General features: G+C 64.6%; 22 protein-coding genes. 15 read left to right on the plus strand and 7 right to left on the minus strand.

The window, feature by feature from the left end; translation table 11 throughout:
* Window positions 1–11: 11 nt before the first annotated feature.
* Window positions 12–1,271: a kynureninase gene (kynU, locus tag V7778_RS17880; RefSeq protein ID WP_335557712.1), complete on the minus strand. Its 1,260-nt coding sequence runs from the start codon at window positions 1,269–1,271 to the stop codon at window positions 12–14.
* Entirely contained in the window at window positions 1,268–1,915 is a 648-nt protein-coding gene (gene kynB, locus V7778_RS17885; protein ID WP_335557714.1) for an arylformamidase, read from the minus strand. Before kynB ends, kynU begins: the two co-directional genes overlap by 4 nt.
* Before the next feature lie 557 nt (window positions 1,916–2,472).
* Here kynB and flhD point away from each other — a divergent pair.
* From flhD to V7778_RS17960, 15 genes are all read left to right on the plus strand, one after another.
* Window positions 2,473–2,790: a flagellar transcriptional regulator FlhD gene (gene flhD, locus V7778_RS17890; RefSeq protein WP_335557716.1), complete on the plus strand. Its 318-nt coding sequence runs from the start codon at window positions 2,473–2,475 to the stop codon at window positions 2,788–2,790.
* A gap of 50 nt (window positions 2,791–2,840) precedes the next feature.
* Window positions 2,841–3,389: a flagellar transcriptional regulator FlhC gene (flhC, locus tag V7778_RS17895; RefSeq protein WP_335557718.1), complete on the plus strand. Its 549-nt coding sequence runs from the start codon at window positions 2,841–2,843 to the stop codon at window positions 3,387–3,389.
* Between the two features lie 172 nt (window positions 3,390–3,561).
* Window positions 3,562–4,320, plus strand: coding sequence for a class I SAM-dependent methyltransferase (locus V7778_RS17900; RefSeq protein WP_335557719.1), 759 nt, complete (start codon window positions 3,562–3,564; stop codon window positions 4,318–4,320).
* Between the two features lie 145 nt (window positions 4,321–4,465).
* Window positions 4,466–5,320 carry a flagellar motor stator protein MotA gene (motA, locus tag V7778_RS17905; protein ID WP_335557722.1) on the plus strand — a complete coding sequence of 285 codons (855 nt, stop codon included), beginning with the start codon at window positions 4,466–4,468 and terminating at the stop codon, window positions 5,318–5,320.
* Between the two features lie 47 nt (window positions 5,321–5,367).
* The gene (gene motB, locus V7778_RS17910) at window positions 5,368–6,300 is read left to right on the plus strand and encodes a flagellar motor protein MotB (RefSeq protein ID WP_335557723.1); all 933 of its coding nucleotides are present in this window, start codon (window positions 5,368–5,370) and stop codon (window positions 6,298–6,300) included.
* 24 nt (window positions 6,301–6,324) lie between these two features.
* Entirely contained in the window at window positions 6,325–6,873 is a 549-nt protein-coding gene (locus V7778_RS17915; protein ID WP_335557725.1) for a chemotaxis protein, read from the plus strand.
* 74 nt (window positions 6,874–6,947) lie between these two features.
* Entirely contained in the window at window positions 6,948–7,313 is a 366-nt protein-coding gene (locus V7778_RS17920; protein ID WP_078030901.1) for a response regulator, read from the plus strand.
* Between the two features lie 38 nt (window positions 7,314–7,351).
* The gene (gene cheA / locus V7778_RS17925) at window positions 7,352–9,514 is read left to right on the plus strand and encodes a chemotaxis protein CheA (protein ID WP_335557730.1); all 2,163 of its coding nucleotides are present in this window, start codon (window positions 7,352–7,354) and stop codon (window positions 9,512–9,514) included.
* 18 nt (window positions 9,515–9,532) lie between these two features.
* Complete coding sequence (locus V7778_RS17930; RefSeq protein WP_335557732.1) at window positions 9,533–10,036, plus strand: chemotaxis protein CheW; 504 nt, start codon at window positions 9,533–9,535, stop codon at window positions 10,034–10,036.
* A gap of 91 nt (window positions 10,037–10,127) precedes the next feature.
* Window positions 10,128–10,982 carry a CheR family methyltransferase gene (locus V7778_RS17935; RefSeq protein ID WP_335557733.1) on the plus strand — a complete coding sequence of 285 codons (855 nt, stop codon included), beginning with the start codon at window positions 10,128–10,130 and terminating at the stop codon, window positions 10,980–10,982.
* Between the two features lie 19 nt (window positions 10,983–11,001).
* Entirely contained in the window at window positions 11,002–11,595 is a 594-nt protein-coding gene (gene cheD / locus V7778_RS17940; RefSeq protein ID WP_335557736.1) for a chemoreceptor glutamine deamidase CheD, read from the plus strand.
* A 17-nt stretch (window positions 11,596–11,612) separates the two neighbouring features.
* Window positions 11,613–12,677, plus strand: a complete 1,065-nt coding sequence (locus tag V7778_RS17945) for a protein-glutamate methylesterase/protein-glutamine glutaminase (protein ID WP_335557739.1) — start codon at window positions 11,613–11,615, stop codon at window positions 12,675–12,677.
* A 119-nt stretch (window positions 12,678–12,796) separates the two neighbouring features.
* Entirely contained in the window at window positions 12,797–13,195 is a 399-nt protein-coding gene (cheY, locus tag V7778_RS17950) for a chemotaxis response regulator CheY (RefSeq protein WP_005666673.1), read from the plus strand.
* Between the two features lies 1 nt (window position 13,196).
* A complete protein-coding gene (gene cheZ, locus V7778_RS17955; RefSeq protein WP_335557747.1) occupies window positions 13,197–13,829 on the plus strand; it encodes a protein phosphatase CheZ in 633 nt (210 codons plus the stop codon).
* A 65-nt stretch (window positions 13,830–13,894) separates the two neighbouring features.
* On the plus strand, window positions 13,895–15,103 hold the full coding sequence (locus V7778_RS17960) for an EAL and HDOD domain-containing protein (protein WP_335557749.1): 1,209 nt from the start codon (window positions 13,895–13,897) through the stop codon (window positions 15,101–15,103).
* Between the two features lie 167 nt (window positions 15,104–15,270).
* Here the strand turns inward: V7778_RS17960 and V7778_RS17965 are convergent, their stop codons facing one another.
* From V7778_RS17965 to V7778_RS17985, 5 genes are all read right to left on the minus strand, one after another.
* The gene (locus tag V7778_RS17965) at window positions 15,271–16,041 is read right to left on the minus strand and encodes a flagellar brake protein (protein WP_335557751.1); all 771 of its coding nucleotides are present in this window, start codon (window positions 16,039–16,041) and stop codon (window positions 15,271–15,273) included.
* 115 nt (window positions 16,042–16,156) lie between these two features.
* On the minus strand, window positions 16,157–16,996 hold the full coding sequence (panC, locus tag V7778_RS17970; RefSeq protein ID WP_335557752.1) for a pantoate--beta-alanine ligase: 840 nt from the start codon (window positions 16,994–16,996) through the stop codon (window positions 16,157–16,159).
* 27 nt (window positions 16,997–17,023) lie between these two features.
* Window positions 17,024–17,893, minus strand: a complete 870-nt coding sequence (locus V7778_RS17975; RefSeq protein ID WP_335557754.1) for a segregation and condensation protein A — start codon at window positions 17,891–17,893, stop codon at window positions 17,024–17,026.
* A 14-nt stretch (window positions 17,894–17,907) separates the two neighbouring features.
* Complete coding sequence (locus V7778_RS17980) at window positions 17,908–18,117, minus strand: DUF3460 family protein (protein ID WP_335557756.1); 210 nt, start codon at window positions 18,115–18,117, stop codon at window positions 17,908–17,910.
* 65 nt (window positions 18,118–18,182) lie between these two features.
* Window positions 18,183–19,499, minus strand: a complete 1,317-nt coding sequence (locus V7778_RS17985) for an enoyl ACP reductase FabMG family protein (protein WP_335557758.1) — start codon at window positions 19,497–19,499, stop codon at window positions 18,183–18,185.
* Window positions 19,500–19,819 lie beyond the last annotated feature (320 nt).

Raw genomic sequence — 19,819 nt, forward strand, 5'->3', positions numbered from 1 at the left:
CGGCGCCGCGCTCAGGTAACGGCGCTGCGCTCGGCCGCGACGTCGTAGGCCTCGTTGTCCAGGATATCCTTGAGGATCTCCACCGCATCCCAGACCTCGGCGAAGCTGGTGTACAGCGGCGTGAAGCCGAAGCGCATGATCTGCGGTTCGCGGTAGTCGCCGATCACGCCGCGCGCGATCAGGGCCGCCATCACCGCGTAGCCGTGCGGGTGGGTGAAGCTGACCTGGCTGCCGCGCCGGGCATGCTCACGCGGCGTCACCAGCGCCAGGGGATGGGCGGCGCAGCGGGTTTCGACCAGCTCGATGAACAGATCGGTCAGGGCCAGCGACTTGGCGCGCAGGGCGTCCATGCCGGTCGCCTCGAAGATCTCGAGACCGCATTCGACCAGGGCCAGCGATACCACCGGCTGGGTGCCGCACAGGGCGCGGCCAATGCCGTCGCAGGCGGCGAAGGCGGGCGCCATCGCGAAGGGCTGGGCGTGGCCCCACCAGCCCGAGAGCGGATGCTTGAATCCGGCCTGGTGGCGCTGCGGCACCCAGATGAAGGCCGGGGCGCCCGGGCCGCCGTTCAGGTATTTATAGGTGCAGCCGACCGCGAAGTCGGCTTCCGCCGCGTGCAGGTCGACCGGCACCGCGCCGGCCGAATGGGCCAGGTCCCAGACCGCCAGGGCGCCTTGCGCGTGGGCGTGGCGGGTGAGCTGCGCCATGTCGTGCTGGTAGCCGGTACGGTAGTTGACGTGGGTCAGCATCAGGACCGCGCAGTCGCCATCGACCGCCGCCGGGATCTCGTCGGCCGAATCGACCAGGCGCACCTGGTAGCCGCGCTCCAGCCATTTGGTCAGGCCTTCCGCCATGTAGATATCGGTCGGGAAGTTGCTGCGTTCGGTGACGATGGTGCGGCGCTGACGCGTTTCACCCTGGGCCTGCAGGTGCAGGGCGGCCGCCAGGGCCTTGAACAGGTTCAGGGAGGTGGTGTCGGTGACCGCCACTTCGCCGGCGCGGGCGCCGATCAGCGGGGCCAGGCGGTCGCCCAGGCGTTTCGGCATGTCGAACCAGCCGGCCGTGTTCCAGCTCTTGATCAGGCCGACGCCCCATTCCTGGGCCACCACCTGCTGGGCGCGCGCCAGGGCGGCCCTGGGGCGGGCGCCGAGCGAGTTGCCGTCCAGGTAGATCACGCCCTGAGGCAGGTCGAAGCGCTCGCGCAGGGGCGCCAACGGGTCGGCGGCGTCGCGCGCCAGGCAGGCGGCGCGGTTCAATATGAGTTCGGTCATGCGGCTTCCTTACGGGGCAGGGCGCGCAAGACTGCGCGCACCGGGCTGGCATCCATGCCGGCGAATTTCAGGGGCAGGGCGATCAGTTCGTAGTCGTCCTCGGGCACCGCGTCCAGCACGACGCCTTCGAGGATGGCCATGCGGTTCGCGCGCACCGCGTGGTGGGCGTCGAGGGTCTTGGAATCCTGGGGGTCGAGCGAGGCGGCGTCGGTGCCGACCAGGATCACGCCGCGGCTGGCCAGCAGCGCGATCGCGGCAGGCGTGATGGCGGCGAAGCCGGGATCCCATTCGGTCTGCGGCGCGCTCGCGTAGGTACGCAGCAGCACGCGCGGCGGAACATCGTCCAGCTTTCCGGCCAGGTCGGCCGCATCCACGGCGCGCGCGCCGATGCAGTGGATCACGCGGCAAGGGCCGAGGTAGGGCGCCAGGCCCACCTGGTCGATGGTCGCGCCGGCCGGATCGTAGTGGGAAGGCGCGTCGGTGTGCGCGCCCAGGTGGGTGGTCATGGTCATGCGGCTGACGTGGACCGGGCAGCCGTCACCGATCTGCCAGGTGGGGGCGGCCTCGAACGGCGTATCGCCGGGCCAGACCGGGATGCCGGCCGCGATGACCGGACTGATATCCCAGAGTTGTGGAGCTTCCATGCGGGCCCTCGTGGAAAGTTGAGGCTTCAAGTAATTACCGAGCATCGCAGTGTAGCAAGTTCCGGCGCTTGCCGCTAAGGCAGCTGTCTTTTTGACAACATCCGCGGGCCTGGAAAAAATTTCAAAATATTTTGCGGCGAACCCTAAAGTTCCCCACAACCCGTCCGATAACGATCTCAGATAGGCAGGAATGGGTCGAAAAAATATTTTCACACCCCTAAAGTTCTCTCCAGTGGTGCCGATAACTGTTTGGAAGACAACAAAGGGACGAAAAATATTTTCGAAAACCCCTAAAGTTCTCCTCAACCCCGACGATAACGTGTCAGGGATGCGACAGATCAAGTCTGACGCGACTCACAATTCAGGGTGTGTTCCAGCACCGTCTCCAGCCCCCGCTTCATAGGGGAATCAGAGTGATCCAGAAGGGTTTGTCAGACAAACTCCTACGGGTCATGTCCGTCGTTCGCGGACGAAAAATACAGCGTTTCTCCGATTCCGCAAAAGTTGCCCCACAGTCAGAATCTATCTCATCGGCAACACACAAACGGAGAGAGAAAATGACTGCGAACGACATGATGGCTGAAATTCGTGATGCTAACCTGAGCTACCTGATGCTCGCCCAGCAGATGATCCGCGCCGACAAGGTCACCGCCATCTTCCGTCTCGGTATCTCGACCGATATCGCCGACCTGATCGAAGGCATGAGCAACGCCCAGATCCTGAAGCTCGCCGGCGGCAACATGATGCTGGCCCGCTTCCGCTTCGACGACAGCGCCATCCTGGGCATGCTGACCAGCCACACCAAGGAACGCAGCCTGGCCCAGTCGCACGCCGCCATCCTGATGGCCGGCCAGCCGGTCGAAGAGATCGTATAATCCGCCTGACGGTCCCGCCGGGATCGTGTCTGAACAGGTCCGGAGCAGTCATGAGCAAAAAAAGCGTCGTCACGGAAGCGCAGGAAATCCAGCTGGCGATCGAGCTGATCAACCTTGGCGCCCGGCTCCAGCTCCTCGAGACCGAAGTCTCGCTGTCGCGCGAGCGCCTGCTCAAGCTGTACAAGGAACTCAAGGGTGTCTCTCCACCCAAGGGCATGCTGCCGTTCTCGACGGACTGGTTCCTGACCTGGCAACCGAACATCCATTCCTCGCTCTTCATCAATATCCACAACTTCCTGGTCGAACATGCCGGCGCTACCGGCATCCAGGCGGTGATGAAGGCCTACAAGCTCTACCTCGAACAAATGCCGCCCGACCCGGGCGAAGAGCCGCTGCTGTCGCTGACCCGCGCCTGGACCCTGGTGCGTTTCTTCCAGAGCGGCATGCTGGTGCTCGTGCCTTGCAGTAAATGCAAGGGCAAGTTCATCGTCAATTCCCTCGACTTGAATGCGGATTACCAGTGCGGCCTGTGCCATATGCCTTCGCGGGCGGGCAAGACGCGCAAGGCGAAGGATGCCGCGAATTCGCAGCAGGTCTGATCCGCTCGCTCTGCCCTAGGGTTGGCGGCTTTGCCGCCGACGCGTTCAACCATCGCTGGACTTGCCGCGCCGTGCCGTCTTCTCCAAATGTGCTTCCCTCTACTGTATGCGGTCGACTGGCGACGCCTGAACACTTCGGCGGCGTAGCCGCCAACCCGACCGGACACGCCGCGTGACCCGGTTTTTCCGCACCCCCGCCGTCCAGGCCCTCCTGCTCCAGGTCGCCGCCTTCCCGCTGACCCTGGCCGCGGTCTACCTGCTGGCCCGCGCCGGCTGGCATCCCGGCTACCTCCACGCCGCACTGGCACAGGGCCTGTTCGCCGCCGCCCTGAGCTGGTGGCGCGGCCTGGCCAGCTGGTGGCGCGCGATCCAGTTCGCCTTTCCGCCCGCGCTGTTCGGCGCCGCCCGGCTGGACATTCCGCCCGTGGCCTTCCTGGCCGTCTTCCTGTTCCTGCTCTTGCTGTACTGGTCGACCTACCGCACCCAGGTCCCTTACTACCCGTCCGGGCGCAAGGTCTGGGATGCGGTGGCGGGCGCGCTGCCGCAGGGCAGGGCGCTGAGGGTGATCGATATCGGCAGCGGCCTGGGTGGCCTGGTACTGGACCTGCAGCGCCGCCGTCCCGAATCGCGCATCGAGGGCATCGAGCTGGCGCCCTTGCCCTGGCTGGCCAGCGCCCTGCGCGCCGGCATGCTGCGCAGCCGGGCGCGCTTCCTGCGCGGAGATTATGAAAAACTCGATTTCGGCGCCTACGACGCGGTGTTCGCCTACCTGTCGCCGGCCGCCATGCCGGCCCTATGGGAAAAGGCGGTGCGCGAGATGCGGCCCGGTTCTGTACTTTTCAGTTACGAATTCGTCATCGCGGCGCGTCCGCCGAGCGCTGTTGTCGTTCCGTACAGAGAGGGACCGAAGCTTTACCGATGGGACTTTTAGGCGACACACCGCAGGGAAAAGGGGCTGTTTTACTTGCCCATGGGCCATTCTCAAGCTATTGTAGTTCCCTAGGTAAATATTTTCCAAAATCACTGTTTTTAGCCTGCCGACGTGGTTATTTCGGCATTTTCGGAGTGGATTTCCCTTGTTAGTCATTATCGGTTACATCGTCGTCTGCGTTTCGGTGTTCGGCGGTTTCGCCATGGCGGGCGGTCACCTGGCGACCCTGTTCCAGCCCATCGAGCTATTGATGATCGGCGGCGCGGCCGTTGGCGCCTTCTTCGTCGGCAATAACGCGAAGTCGATCAAGGCCACGATGAAGGCCTTCCCGACCATCTTCAAGGGTTCCCACTACACGAAGGACATGTACATGGAGCTGATGGCGCTCCAGTTCGACGTGCTGTCCAAGGTCCGCAAGGAAGGCCTGATGTCGATCGAAGGCGACATCGAGCAGCCTGAAGCCTCGCCCCTGTTTTCGAAATACCCGATGGTGCTGGCCGACCATCACATCGTGGAATTCATGACCGACTACCTGCGTCTCATGGTGTCGGGCAACATGGATGCCTTCCAGATCGAAAACCTGATGGACAACGAGATCGAGACCCACCACCACGAAGGCGCCATCCCCGCGCATTGCATCGCCAAGCTGGGCGACGGCCTGCCGGCATTCGGCATCGTGGCCGCGGTGATGGGCGTGGTCCACACCATGGAATCGGTGGGCATCCCGCCGGCCGAGCTGGGCATCCTGATCGCAAAAGCGCTGGTCGGCACCTTCCTCGGCATCCTGCTGGCCTACGGTTTCGTCGGTCCGCTGGCCAGCGTGCTCGAACAGAAGCTGGAAGAATCGACCAAGATGTTCCAGTGCGTGAAGGTGACCCTGCTGGCCAGCCTGAACGGCTATGCCCCGGCCCTGGCCGTCGAATTCGGCCGCAAGGTGCTGTACTCGACCGAGCGCCCGAGCTTCGCCGAGCTCGAAGAGCACATCAAGAAGAAGAAGTAAGCGCGCGATGTCCTTTGCATTCCACAACCTGAACGCGGGAGGTGCGCATGGCTGACGACGGCATGCGCCCCATCGTGGTCAAGCGCATCAAGAAGGTGGCTGGCGGCCACCACGGCGGTGCGTGGAAGATCGCGTATGCCGACTTCGTGACCGCGATGATGGCCTTCTTTCTGCTCATGTGGCTGCTCGGCTCCACCTCGAAGGGCGACCTGGAAGGCATTTCGGAGTTCTTCCAGAATCCGCTCAAGGTGGCGATGCAGGGCGGCTCGGGCTCGGGCGATTCGTCGTCCGTGATCAAGGGCGGCGGCACCGACCTGACCCGGCGCGCCGGCCAGGTCAAGAAGGGCGACATCGACCCGACCTCGAAGACCTACGACCTGCAGGCGGCCAAGGCCGCGATCGAGCGCCAGGAAGCCATGCGCCTGGAGTCGCTGAAGGCCAAGATCGAGTCGATCATCGAAGTCAATCCGCTGCTCAAGAAGTACAAGAACCAGTTGCTGCTCGACATTACCAGCGAAGGCCTGCGCATCCAGATCGTGGACGAGAAGAACCGCCCGATGTTCGCGCTGGCCAAGGCCGAACTGCAGCCCTACACCCGCGAGATCCTGCACGTGATCGGCATGGTGCTCAACGAGGTGCCGAACAAGGTCGGCCTGTCGGGCCATACCGACTCGACCCCGTATTACAGCGAGGCCGGCTACAGCAACTGGGAGCTGTCGGCGGACCGCGCCAACGCCTCGCGCCGCGAGATGGTGCTGGGCGGCCTGGGCGAGGACAAGGTGTTGCGCGTGGTGGGCCTGGCTTCGGCCGCCCACCTCGACCGCAAGGACCCGTTCAACCCGGTCAACCGCCGTATCAGCATCATCGTGATGAACAAGCGCACCGAGGAAGCCGTGATGCGCGACGCCGCCACCCTCGAGGTGCCGGCCCAGGACACCCAGACCGCGGCGATGGCGACTGCCGGCGCGGTGCAAAAGTAGCCCGGCCAGGACTGGAGGACTAGAATGACAAGAAAAAAGATACTTGGATCACATGTGAAGCGCCTGCTGTCGGGCGTGTCCGTGCACGGCCGCCGGCACCTGAACGAGGTCGAGACCGACCTGCTGCAGACCGAATTGCTGCTCGAGGAAGCCATCGACAAATTGACTGGCAGCTTCATGGCGATTCACTCCGCCGTCGGTTCGCGCCAGGCAACGATCGACCGCCTGCTGGCGGGCGGTACCCCGACCCCGGAGGACAGCGAAAAGCTGTCCGCGATGTCGGGCGAGATCGGCCAGCATGTGAACTCGGCGATTACGAGCATGCAGTTCCAGGACATGACGAGCCAATTGATCGAACGCACGCTCAAGCGCGTGGCCGGCCTGCGCGACTTCCTCGGCACGCTCAGCGAGCACGGGGCCGATATCGCGCCGGAAACGGACAGCGACGAGATCGTGGAGCGGCTGGGCAAGGTCAGCATGGCGCTGGCGATCCAGTCGCTCGAGCTGCGCAGCGTGCTGCGCAAGTCGGTCGAGCAGCGGCACCTTGAAAGCGGCGACATCGAGCTGTTCTGAGCGCGGCGTTTTACAGAGTTCATCACACCAACATTTACCGGTACAAGCCGGATATAAAACAGCAGGAGCAAAACATGGCAAAAACGATTCTCGCGGTCGACGATTCCAGTTCGCTGCGCCAGATGGTGGCCTTCAGCCTGAAGGCGGCTGGCTACAACGTGGTGGAAGCCGTCGACGGCCAGGATGGCCTCGACAAGGCGAAGCAGCAGGCCGTGGACCTGGTCCTGACCGACCAGAACATGCCGCGCATGGACGGCCTGGCGCTGATCAAGACCCTGCGCACCCTGCCGGCCTACGCCAAGACCCCGATCCTGATGCTGACCACCGAATCGTCCGACGAGATGAAGGCCAAGGGCCGCGCCGCCGGCGCCAACGGCTGGCTGGTCAAGCCCTTCGATCCGCAGCGCCTGATCGAGGTCGTCAAGAAAGTGATCGGCTGATGCGCGCAAGCGCATCGCTTAACTGTCCGGACTGAAACATGAGCATCGACATCAGCCAGTTTTACCAGGTCTTTTTCGACGAAGCAGAGGAACTGCTCGCCGAAATGGAGCGGCTGCTGCTGGGCGTCGATGTCGCTGCGCCCGACGCCGAAGACCTGAACGCGATCTTCCGCACGGCCCACTCGGTCAAGGGCGGCGCGTCGACGTTCGGCCTGACCGACATGAGCGAAGTGACCCATGTGCTGGAGTCGCTGCTCGACCGTATCCGCAAGGGCGAGATGGCCCTGACCTCGAACCACGTGGACGCCTTCCTGGCCGCCAAGGACAGCCTCAAGATGCTGCTCGACGGCCACCGCCACGGCGCCGCCGTGGACCAGGAAGCGGTGGCCAACGTGCGCATGGTGCTGCACGACCTGGCCGAGGGCCTGGTGCCGCAGGCGCCGGTGGTGGCGCCGTCCTTCCTGACCGCTGAAAGCAAGACCCAGCAGCCGGCCGAAGGCGCGCACCGCTACAAGATCGAGATGCCGGACGTCGCGCAGCGCGACATCAACGCACTGGTGGACGAACTCGGCCTGATGGGCCGGGTCAAGGTGGCGCCGCTCGACGGCGGGCGCAGCGCCCTCATCATCACCACCCACGAGAGCCTCGAGGACATCATCGCGATCTGCTCCTTCGTGCTCAACCCGGACGACCTCAAGATCTTCGAGGCGCCCGCATTGACCCCGGAGCAGCGCGCCATCGAGGCCGCCGAGCGCAAGCGCATCGAGGACGACCAGGGCTACGGTTTCTTCGACTTCGACGACGAGGCCCCAAAGCAGGAAGAGGACGCGCTGTCGGACGACGAGCGCGGCTACGGCTTCTTCCAGCCGATCGAGCAGATCCGCGCCGCGGCCGGCATCGTCGCCGAAGCGCCGGTTGCCGTGGCCGTCCAGCGCCCCGATCCGATCGAGCTGTCCGAGCTGGCGGCCGAGAAGAAAGCCGCGGCCAAGAAGGATCCGCAGGCCGAATCCTCCTCGATCCGCGTGTCGGTCGAGAAGGTCGACCAGCTGATCAACCTGATCGGCGAACTGGTGATCACCAATGCGATGCTGGAGCAGCGCAGCAGCAACCTCGACCCGATGTCCAATGAGCGCCTGCTCAGTTCCATCAGCCAGCTGGGCCGCAACACGCGCGAGCTGCAGGAAGCCGTGATGTCGATCCGCATGATGCCGATGGACTTCGTGTTCTCGCGCTTCCCGCGCATGGTGCGCGACCTGGCCAGCAAGCTCGGCAAGAAGGTCGACTTCATCACCCACGGCGCCGCGACCGAACTGGACAAGGGCCTGATCGAACGCATCGTCGACCCGCTGACCCACCTGGTGCGCAACTCGATCGACCACGGCATCGAGATGCCGGCCGCCCGTGTCGCCAGCGGCAAGTCGGAAGCGGGGCGCTTGTTCCTGTCGGCCGGCCACCAGGGCGGCAACATCGTGATCGAAGTGGCCGACGACGGCGGCGGCTTGAACCGCGAGCGCATCCTGGCCAAGGCCGCCCAGAACGGCCTGGCCGTGTCCGACAACATGAGCGATGCCGACGTGTGGCAGCTGATCTTCGCGCCGGGCTTCTCGACCGCCGAGCAGGTGACCGACGTCTCGGGCCGCGGCGTCGGCATGGACGTGGTCAAGCGTAACATCACCGCCATGGGCGGCAGCGTCGACATCCGCTCTGCGCGCGGCTTCGGCACCACCATCTCGATCTCGCTGCCGCTGACCCTGGCGATCCTGGACGGCATGTCGATCAGCTGCGGCGAAGAGATCTACATCCTGCCGCTGTCCTTCGTGGTCGAGTCGCTCCAGCCGGAGCCCGCCGACGTGAAGGACATCGCGGGCCGCGGGCGCGTGCTGAAAGTGCGCGGCGAATACCTGCCCCTGATCCCGCTGCACCAGATGTTCGGCATCACCCCGCGCATCACCGATCCCTGCGAAGGCATCGTGGTGATCCTCGAGACCGAAGGGCGCAAGGCGGCCCTGTTCGTGGACGAGCTGGTGGGCCAGCAGCAGGTGGTGGTGAAGAACCTGGAAGCGAATTACCGCAAGGTGGCCGGCATCTCGGGCGCCACCATCATGGGCGACGGCGGCGTCGCCCTGATCCTGGACGTGGCGGCGCTGGTGCGCTCTTCGCGCCAGCTGGCCGACGATCCCGTCGCGCTACAACAATCTTGACATCGATAGGAGCTGAACATGTCCTCTGTACAGACCAACAAACCGGCAGACGGCACCGTGCATGACGGCGCCGGCAGCGAATTCCTGGCCTTCAAGCTGGGCGCCGAGGAATACGGCATCGACATCCTGAAGGTCCAGGAGATCCGCGGCTACGAAGCCGTGACCCGCATCGCCAACGCTCCCGAATTCATCAAGGGCGTGATCAACCTGCGCGGCATCATCATCCCGGTGGTGGACATGCGCATCAAGTTCAAGCTGGGCACCCCGGTGTACGACCAGTTCACCGTCGTGATCATCCTGAACATCGGCGGGCGCATCATGGGCATGGTGGTGGACAGCGTCTCGGACGTGACCACCTTGAGCCCTGACCAGATCAAGCCGGCCCCGGAAATGGGCACCGCCTTCAATTCGGAATACATGATCGGCCTGGGCACCGTGGACGAGCGCATGCTGATCCTGGTCGACATCGACAAGCTGATGTCGTCCAGCGAAATGGGCCTGATGGACAAGATCGCGGCCTGAGCACGGGACGATCTGGAATTCGGCAAGGCACGGAGCAGATACCGGCGACCCGGGAACGGGCAATCGGTCAACGAGATAAAAGGCAGGCAAAGTGCCGCAGCAAAAAGCAGACACCGTCAAGGAGTTCGATTTCACACGCCGTGACTTCGAACGCGTGCGCGCGCTGATCTACCAGCGCGCCGGCATCTCGCTGGCCGACAGCAAGCAGGAAATGGTCTACAGCCGCCTGGCGCGGCGCCTGCGCGCGACCGGCATCCAGTCCTTCGGGCGCTACCTGGACGACCTGGAAGCGGGCCGCATGCAGGCCGAGTGGGAAGCCTTCACCAATGCGCTGACCACCAACCTGACCTCGTTCTTCCGCGAGGCGCACCACTTTCCGCTGCTCGCCGAGCATTTGAAGGCGCTGCATCAGCGCGAGCGCCGCACGATCACCGTGTGGTGCTCGGCCGCCTCCACCGGCGAGGAGCCGTACTCGATCGCGATGACGGCCTGCGAGGCCTTCAACACGCTCACGCCGCCGGTGCAGATCGTCGCCACCGACATCGACACCAATGTGCTGGCCACCGGCGCCAACGGCGTGTATCCGATGGAACGCGTGGACAAGATGGACATCGAGCGCCTGAAGCGCTTCTTCCTGAAGGGGAAGGGCGGCCACGAAGGCATGGCGCGGGTGCGCCCGGAGCTGCGCAGCCTGGTCAGCTTCAAGCAGCTCAACCTGCTGGCCGACGGCTGGCCGGTCGAGGGACCCTTCGACGCGATCTTCTGCCGCAACGTGATGATCTACTTCGACAAGGACACCCAGCGCAAGATCCTGAGCCGCTTCGTGCCGCTGATGAAGCCGCACGCGCTGCTGTTCGCGGGCCATTCCGAGAACTTCCTGTACGTGTCGGATTCGCTGCGCCTGCGCGGCAAGACCGTGTACGAGCTCGACCAACGGGGCGCCTGAGCGCCCACCAGGCCACACCATGAATAGCCAGTTCGCCACCAACGTCTACTACGACCGTACCTTCGACGTGGACGCCGCCAAGATCCTGCCTGGCGAGTACTACTACACCGGCAAGAACATGCTGATCGTGACCGTGCTGGGGTCCTGCGTCTCGGCCTGCATCCGCGACCGCGTGACCGGCCTGGGCGGGATGAACCACTTCATGCTGCCCGACGGCGGCGAAGCCGGCAATCCGGTGTCGGCCTCGATGCGCTACGGGACCTTCGCGATGGAGGTCTTGATCAACGACCTGCTCAAGGCCGGTGCGCGGCGCGAACACCTGGAAGCCAAGGTGTTCGGCGGCGGCGCGGTGCTGCGCGGCTTCTCGGCCATGAACGTGGGCGAGCGCAACGCCTCCTTCGTGATGCAGTTCCTGAAGACCGAACGCATCCCGGTGCTGGCCGAGGACTTGAACGACATTTATCCGCGCAAGGTGTATTTCTTCCCCAAGACCGGCAAGGTGCTGGTGAAGAAGCTGATGCAAACGCAAAACGATACGCTGGCGAAGCGCGAACTCGACTACGCCAAGCGACTCAAGGTCGAGCCGGTCGGCGGCGCTATCGATCTGTTCTGATTCGAAAGGGACACAACATGAAGACCAAGGTGCTGATTGTCGACGACTCCGCGCTGATCCGCAGCGTGATGAGCGAGATCGTCAACTCCCAGCCCGACATGGAAGTGGTGGCGACCGCCCCCGATCCGCTCGTCGCGCGCGAACTCATCAAGAAGCACAACCCGGATGTGCTCACCCTGGACGTCGAGATGCCCAAGATGGACGGCCTCGACTTCCTGGAAAAGCTGATGCGCCTGCGCCCGATGCCGGTGCTGATGGTGTCCTCGCTGACCGAGCGCGGCTCGGAAATCACGATGCGGGCGCTGGAACTGGGCGCGGTCGACTTCGTCACCAAGCCCAAGCTGTCGATCCAGACCGGGATGCGCGAGTATGCGGACATGATCGCGGACAAGATCCGCGGCGCCGCGCGCGCCCGCATCGCCCCGCGCAAGGCCCAGCCGGCGGGCGCGAGCGTGCCCCTGTCGGCCCTGCGCAGCCCCTTGATCTCGTCGGAAAAACTGATCATCATCGGCGCCTCCACCGGCGGCACCGAGGCGATCCGCGAGTTCCTGATGCAGATGCCCTCGGACTGCCCGGGCATCCTGATCGCCCAGCACATGCCGGAAGGCTTCACGTCCTCTTTCGCCAAGCGCCTCGATTCGCTGTGCAAGATCAGCGTGGTCGAGTCGCAGGGTAACGAGCGCGTGCTGCCCGGCCATGCCTATATTGCTCCTGGGCATTCACACCTGCTCCTGACGCGTTCCGGCGCCAACTACATGACCCGGATCGAGCAGAGCCCGCCCGTCAACCGGCACCGGCCCTCGGTGGACGTGCTGTTCCGTTCGGCCGCGCAGGCCGCCGGCAAGAATGCGGTTGGTGTTATCCTGACAGGTATGGGGAAGGACGGCGCTGCGGGCATGCTGGAAATGCGCGAGGCGGGGGCCTACAACGTCGCCCAGGATGAGGCGACCTGCGTGGTGTTCGGCATGCCGCGCGAGGCGATCGCCATCGGCGCCGCCCACGAAGTGGGGCCCTTGCAGGCCTTGCCGCGCATGGTCATGGAACAATTGGCCGCCCAGGGCAGCCGGGCGTTGCGTGTTTGATCCGGACGGGGTGCTTTTCCGACCATTTTATCGCCGTACGGCAACAAAAATGCTATTCTTGAGGCTGTAAAGCAGCGCTCACCATCTAACCAGATTAAAAGATTCAAACGGAGTAATTCATGGCTGATCCAAAGATGCGGTTTTTGGTTGTTGACGATTTCTCGACGATGCGCCGCATCGTGCGGAATCTGTTGAAGGAACTGGGTTACGCCAACGTCGACGAGGCCGAAGATGGCGTGATGGCGCTGGCCAAGCTGCGCAGCGAGTCCTTCGACTTCGTGGTGTCGGACTGGAACATGCCGAACATGGACGGCCTGACCATGCTGCAGAACATCCGTGCCGACCCCGCGCTGGCCAAGCTGCCGGTGCTGATGGTGACCGCGGAAGCGAAGAAGGAAAACATCATCGCCGCCGCCCAGGCAGGCGCCAGCGGCTACGTGGTCAAGCCGTTCACGGCCGCGACCCTGGACGAGAAGCTCAACAAGATCTTCGAAAAACTCGACAAAGCCGGGGCCTGAGATGCTTGAACAGAATACCGTCCAGACCTCGCACGAAGAGGTCCTGAGCCGGGTGGGGCACATGACCCGCGCGCTGCACGAGAGCCTGCGCGGGCTGGGCCTCGACAAGCTGATCGAAAAGGCTGCGAGCGACATCCCCGATGCGCGCGACCGTCTCGACTACGTGGCGCGCCTGTCCGAGCAAGCGGCCAAGAAGGTGCTCGACGCCACCGATGCGGCCTCGCCGCTGCAGGACGCGATCGAGACCCGTTCGGCCGAGCTGTCCTCGAGCTGGCAAGCCCTGCTGGACAACGGCGCCACCGAGGCCGACTGGCGTGCGCTGGCGATGCGCACGGTGAGCGCGCTCGACGAAGCGCGCGCGGGCGCCGCCGCCACGCGCGGCGAGCTGATGAACATCATGATGGCCCAGGACTTCCAGGACCTGACCGGCCAGGTGATCGGCCGCATCACGGGCATCGCCCAGAATCTCGAGAAGCAGCTGGTGCAGGTGCTGATCGACTTCGCCCCCAGCGAAATCAAGCGCGAGCTCGACAACGGCCTGCTGAACGGCCCGCAGATCAACCCGGAAGGCCGCAGCGAAGTCGTGGCCGACCAGGGCCAGGTCGACGACCTGCTCGACAGTCTCGGATTCTGAGCGCGCGCCGCGCAACGCGTTTCACGTAGGTTGCACTCCACGGGTTGACCCCACCACGGCGCACCATGCATCAAACTAACTTCATCGTTCGTGAACCGCTGCTCGATGCCAAGCAGCGGGTCATCGGCTACGAACTCTCGTGGCAGCAGCAAGCCGGCCAGGCCGTGACCGACCAGCAGCTGGAAGACCTGGTCGGCTTCGTGGCCGAGCATGTCCAGCACGAGGAACTCGGCTGGCTGCTGCGCGACAAGTTGCTCTTCCTCGACGCGGTGCCGGCGATGCTGTCGACCGACGCCCTGCATGCGCTGCCGCCCGAGAAGACGGTATTGTCCCTGAACATCCGCCAGCTGACCGACACCGGCGTGCGCGCCGCCGTGCAGGCGGTGCGCGCGGGCGGGGTCGGGATCTCGATCCGCGGCGCCGACATGAACATCCTGGCGCGCAACCTGTCTCCCTATGCCTCGTATGTCGAGGTGCGCTTCACCGGCCTCGACGTGGCAGAGCAGGCGCGTACCTATGCCGCCGCCAAGCACTCGGCGGTACGCATGGTGGGCCGCCCGGTGGCCACCTGGGCCGACTTCGACGCCTGCGCCGCGCTCGGCCTGGACGCCTTCGTCGGCAAGCTGCACCTGACCCCGCGCCCGGGCAACCCGGTCAAGGGCATGAACCCGACCCAGGGCACCATCCTGCAGCTGATGCAAATGGTGCAGAACAACGAGGACGTGCCCAAGATCGAGGATGTGCTCAAGCGCGATCCGGCGCTGACCTACAAGCTGCTCCGTTTCATCAATTCCGCCGGCTTCGGCGCCGGGCGCGAGGTGAATTCCCTGCGCCAGGCGATCGCGCTGATGGGCTATGCGCCCCTGTACCGCTGGCTGGTGCTGCTGCTGGCCACGGCCAGCCAGAGCGGCTATTCGCCGGTGCTGATGGAAACCGCCGTCGTGCGCGGCCGCCTGGCCGAGCTGCTGGGCGAGATCCGGCTGGGACGCGGGGAAGGGGAGAATCTGTTCGTGGCGGGCATGTTCTCGCTGCTGGACCGCCTGCTCGGGCTGCCGATGCAGGAGGTGCTGGAGACGATTCCGCTGCCGGACGAGGTGGTGGTGGCCCTGCTCAAGCGTGAAGGCAAGTATGGGCCTTTCCTGGCGCTGGCGGAGGCCTGCGAACTGAATTCCAACCTGGTGGCCTCGCTGGCAGCTTCGCTGGATATCAGTCCGCTCGAGGTCAACAAGGCGCATTTGTCGGCGCTGGCGTGGGCGCAGAGTGTGGCGGTGTAGGTTCGCCGGCAAACTTGGGTCCCCGCCTTCGCGGGGATGACGGGTTGAGGCAGCAGGGCATAGCCAGCGCAGCGGTATTCGTTAGCTTGTAAACGTCATCCCCGCGAAGGCCGAAACAATGCCATTGGCATTGTTCCGCCCAAGTTTCTCAGCTAAATCGACAGCGCCTAGCGCGCCGCCCTCCGCTCCGGCACCCCGCTGGTCACGAAGCGCTCCAGCGTCTGCTGCATCTGCATCGAGATACTCGCAAAACTGCAGCCCACCTGCACCTGCTCGCCCAGCAGGAAGGTCTTGAACGGCCGCAGCAGCCGCACTTCCAGGTCGGCGATCAGGGTCAGCGCCGGTCCCAGCTCCAGCCGGGCGCCGTTGATTTTCTTTCCCACCGTTAGCCCGAAGCACTGGTCCGGCGTCGCGCGCAGGCCGACGCCGCTTTGCGAGAAGTCGTACAGGGGCAGCTCGTACTGTCGTCCCTGCAGCGCGAAACTGGCGGTGTAGTTCACGCCCACCGGGGTCTCGATGCGGCGGGCGGCGCGGCGGTTGAGCACCAGGCAGCTTTCCGGGAACTCGGCGTGCACCATCATCGGCCGTCCGTCCAGCGCCGGCCATTCGCCCTCCAGCTCGAACTGCAGCTTGGCGTTGCCGCCGATCGAGGCCACGAAGATCAGCTTGCCCGGCGGCGGCATCTCGCTGCCGGTGAAGTCCAGCACGAAATGCGGCAGCTCCGGGTCCACCGATTCGATCCGGGCCAGCAGGGGCTCCAGGTGGCCGGACGGGAACACGGTGACGGCGTCGCCGCGCTCCGCCAGGGTGGTCAGCGCTTCCCCGATGTCGAACGGGTCGCGCATTTCGTGCGGCTCGAGGTTGCCGCCGATGCGGGCGACGGCGTCGGCGGGTTTCGGTGGGCCCTTGCGGGCGATGGCGATGACAGTGTCGTTCACGGCGGATCCTGGGGCGTGAGCAGTAAGTGAAACTACTAATATACGCCCGTTCACTTCATGTTGCAATTTCGCAAGCTTCAGTGTTGTTTTACTATCACTCAACAAAACAACAGCGTCAGATCTCGAGGTTGTCGATCAGGCGCGTGCTGCCCAGCTTGGCGGCGGCCAGCACCACCAGGGGTTCGCCGCGCTCCATGTCGGCGGCGCTCGGGGCCTGCAGGTCGATGCGCTTGCGGACCGAGACGTAGTCCGGTTGCCAGCCGCGTCCGGCCAGTTCGGCCATGGCCCGCGCTTCCACGGCCGCCACGTCGTGCTCGCCGCCGCGCACGGCCTCGGCCACGGCGTTCAGGTGGCGGTACAGGACCGGCGCTTCGGCGCGCTCGCTTGCCGACAGGTAGCCGTTGCGCGAGGACAGGGCCAGGCCGTCCTCGGCGCGGAAGGTCTCGGCGCCGATGATCTCGGTCGGCAGGGCGAACTGGCGCGCCATGTTACGCACGATCATCAGCTGCTGGTAATCCTTCTTGCCGAACACGGCCACGCGCGGCTGCACGCAGGAGAACAGCTTGGTCACGACCGTGCACACGCCTTCGAAGAAGCCGGGGCGGAATTCGCCTTCCAGGGTGTTGCCCAGGCCGTCAGGCGGGCGGACGCGGTATTCCTGGGGCTCCGGATACATGTCCTTCTCGGTCGGCGCGAACAGCACGTAGACGCCTTCCTTTTCGAGCTTGGCGACGTCGTCCTGGAAGGTGCGCGGGTATTTGTCGAAATCCTCGTTCGGGCCGAACTGGAGGCGGTTCACGAAGATCGAGGCCACCACCGGGTCGCCGTGGCGGCGCGCCAGGCGCATCAGGGACAGGTGGCCCTCGTGCAGGTTGCCCATCGTCGGCACGAAAGCGGTGCGCAGCTGGCCGCGCAACTGGTCGCGCAATTCGTCAATGGAGGAAATGATTTTCATGGGCTGACAGGAAGGTGAATGCCGGCCTCAGGCCGGCGAATAGGCCAGGCGCACATAGATGGGCGCAAAGGGCTCGGCCTGGGTGATTTCGATGAGGGTTTCTTTCGCCAGTTCGAGCATGGCCACAAAGTGTACTACCACGATGGGAACCCCGTGCTGGCCCGCGAACAGCTCGCCGAACTCGACGAAGCGCTGCGACTGCAGGGTGCGCAGGATGGCCGACATGTGCTCGCGCACCGACAGCTCCTGGCGGCTGATCCGGTGATGCTGGGTCAGCTTGGCGCGGCGCAGGACGTCGAGCCAGGCGCGCTGCAGGTCCCAGGGATCGACCTCCGGCCAGGCGGGCGCCAGGCCTTGTTCGACGAACAGGGCGGGGCGCAGGAAGTCGCGGCCTTCCTGGGGCAGCTGGCCCAGCTGGACGGCGGCGCCCTTGATCTGCTCGTAGTCCAGCAAGCGGCGCACCAGTTCGGCGCGCGGATCGCCCACGTCCTCGACCAGGTCGTCCTGGCGCCGCGGCAGCAGCATGCGCGACTTGATCTCGATGAGCATCGCGGCCATCAGCAGGTATTCGGCCGCCAGCTCCAGGTTGTGCTGGCGGATCTGCTCGACGTATTCCAGGTATTGCAGGGTCACCTGCGCCATCGGGATATCGAGGATGTTGAAGTTCTGCTTGCGGATCAGGTAGAGCAGCAGGTCGAGCGGACCTTCGAAGGCGTCGAGAAAGATCTCGAGCGCATCCGGCGGGATGTACAGGTCGTTCGGCAGGCGCGTCAGCGGCTCGCCGTACAGGCGCGCGATGGCGCCGGCGGCGTCCGCCGTGTCACCAGCTGGAAGAGGCGGCGCCCCGGATGCCGGCATCGGTTCGGCCGGCTCCTGCGCGGCCTGGTCGGGCAGCATGGGCGCCTTCTAGCTCAGACCTTGGCCTGGTAGGGGTAGGCGTTCTGGCGCAGGCGCGATTCCTTGATGCGCGCCTGTTCGTCCAGCGACAGCGGAGCCTTGTCCCAGAGCAGGGCGCGGCCCGCCTGCTGGCGTTCTTCCATGCCCGGCAGCTGGCCCTTCAGTTCCTTGATGAATTTGGTGTGCTCGGATTCGTACATCGAGTGTTGTTTCTTGAAGATCATGATTCTTTAAAGAAGTAAGCGGGAGACGGGGCAGATTCTTCTGCCCCGCGCGTCCCGCGTCAAGCTTATTTGTGCAGCTCGTTCAGCTGGCGGGCGATGATGTCGTGGCTGAGCCACAGCACCGGGGCGATTTTCTCGGCCGCGCCATGGAACATCAGCGGACCGGCGCCTTCCAGCACCAAGCTGGAGAGGTGGTCGGTGATCAGGGCCTTGCGGTCCTTGTGCAGCGAGGTGATCTCGTCCGAGGTGCCGATCATGACGTCCGCCAGTTCCGGGGTGTTGTCCATCGGCCAGGCTTCGAAGTTGCGGAAGTGGGCGCTGGTCGCGTCCTGGTTATAGCCTTCCAGCTTGTCCAGCACGCTCTGCAGCGAGACGCCCTCGTTCAGCAGGTCCTGGCAGATGCGCCATTGCTCGTCGGCCCATGCGCCGCCGCCTTCGCGCTTGAGCGCCTTCAGCAGCGGGATCAGCGGGAGTTCGACGCCGACGAAGATGTCGGACGAATTGGTGCGGATTTCCGGGCAGTTGAACACGGTCGCCCAGACGCCTTGCTTCCAGGCCGCCTCGGCCACCGACTCCAGGCGCATCTTGGCGTAGCCCTGGGTGTAGTTGGTGTAGGTCTGCCAGACGTACTCGCCGCCGATCAGGACCTCGGTGCCGTGGTAGCCATAGGCGGTGTAGCGCACTTCGCCGCCGGCCGCGGTCACGCGTTCGCGGATCTTGCTGGAGGCATCGATCAGGTACTTGAGCGTGTTGGCGGTGACCTCGTCGAAGTTCATCAGGATCAGCTTGCCCAGGTCGCTGTCGAGCAGGGCGCGCGAGGACATGAAGCGCTCGCCGCGGCCCTTGTAGATGCGGTTGGCGATGGCCAGGAAGGCCTTGATCTTCGGGATGCCGCCGGCCATGGTGTGGGCGAAGAAGACATTGGCGCCTTGCGGGACCAGCTTGTCGATCTCGCCCATGACGGCGGCGGCCGACGTGGTGAAGCGGCGCACGCCGGCTTCGCGGCAGCGCTCGATCTTGGCCCAGTCCAGCTTTTCTTCCTGCCAGTTCTTCAGGGTGATCCCCGACAGCATTTCGGTCGGGTTCTGCTCGCCTTCAGGCGCATCCATGTCGAAACCGGCCATCAGCGGCACGTTGATGATGCGGCCGCCCAGCTTCTCTTCCGCCTCGGCGTGTTCTTCCGCAGTCAGCGCGCGCAGGGCGCCGGACTCGTCGCGGCGGCCCACGGTGATGCCGACAATGGTCATGCCGGCCGCGCGGGCCTCGTCGATCAGGCCGTTCACATAGCCGCGGCCGAACAGTTCGCCGAACAGGACGAACACGTCGCCTTTGCGGAACACGCTGGCGTGCGGGATGTGGCGGAGAGGTGTGAATTCGGTCATATTATTAGCTGCCTATCAAAAGGTATGTAGGGGCATTTGTTCTACACAAAAAGCGTGTCATTGTATCACCCGCTACCGGCGCCGGAATCGCTTTCCGGGGCCATTCCTGTAGTCATTCTGGCCCAGTTCGCAGGGCTTAGTTAGCCCACAAACCGTCATCCCCGCGAAGGCGGGGACCCAAGTTTGCTTGGGCTGTCGAGACGCTAAACTTGGATCCCCGCCTTCGCGCACTGCTGTCCGGGATAAGCGATACCTCTGCCTTTGCAGAGGGTTTGTAGCAGAATTAGCAATATTTGTGCTGCCAGGAGCAAATTTTAACT

Origin of the sequence: Massilia sp. DD77 (genome assembly GCF_036961685.1) — a bacterium.
Taxonomy (GTDB): domain Bacteria; phylum Pseudomonadota; class Gammaproteobacteria; order Burkholderiales; family Burkholderiaceae_D; genus Telluria.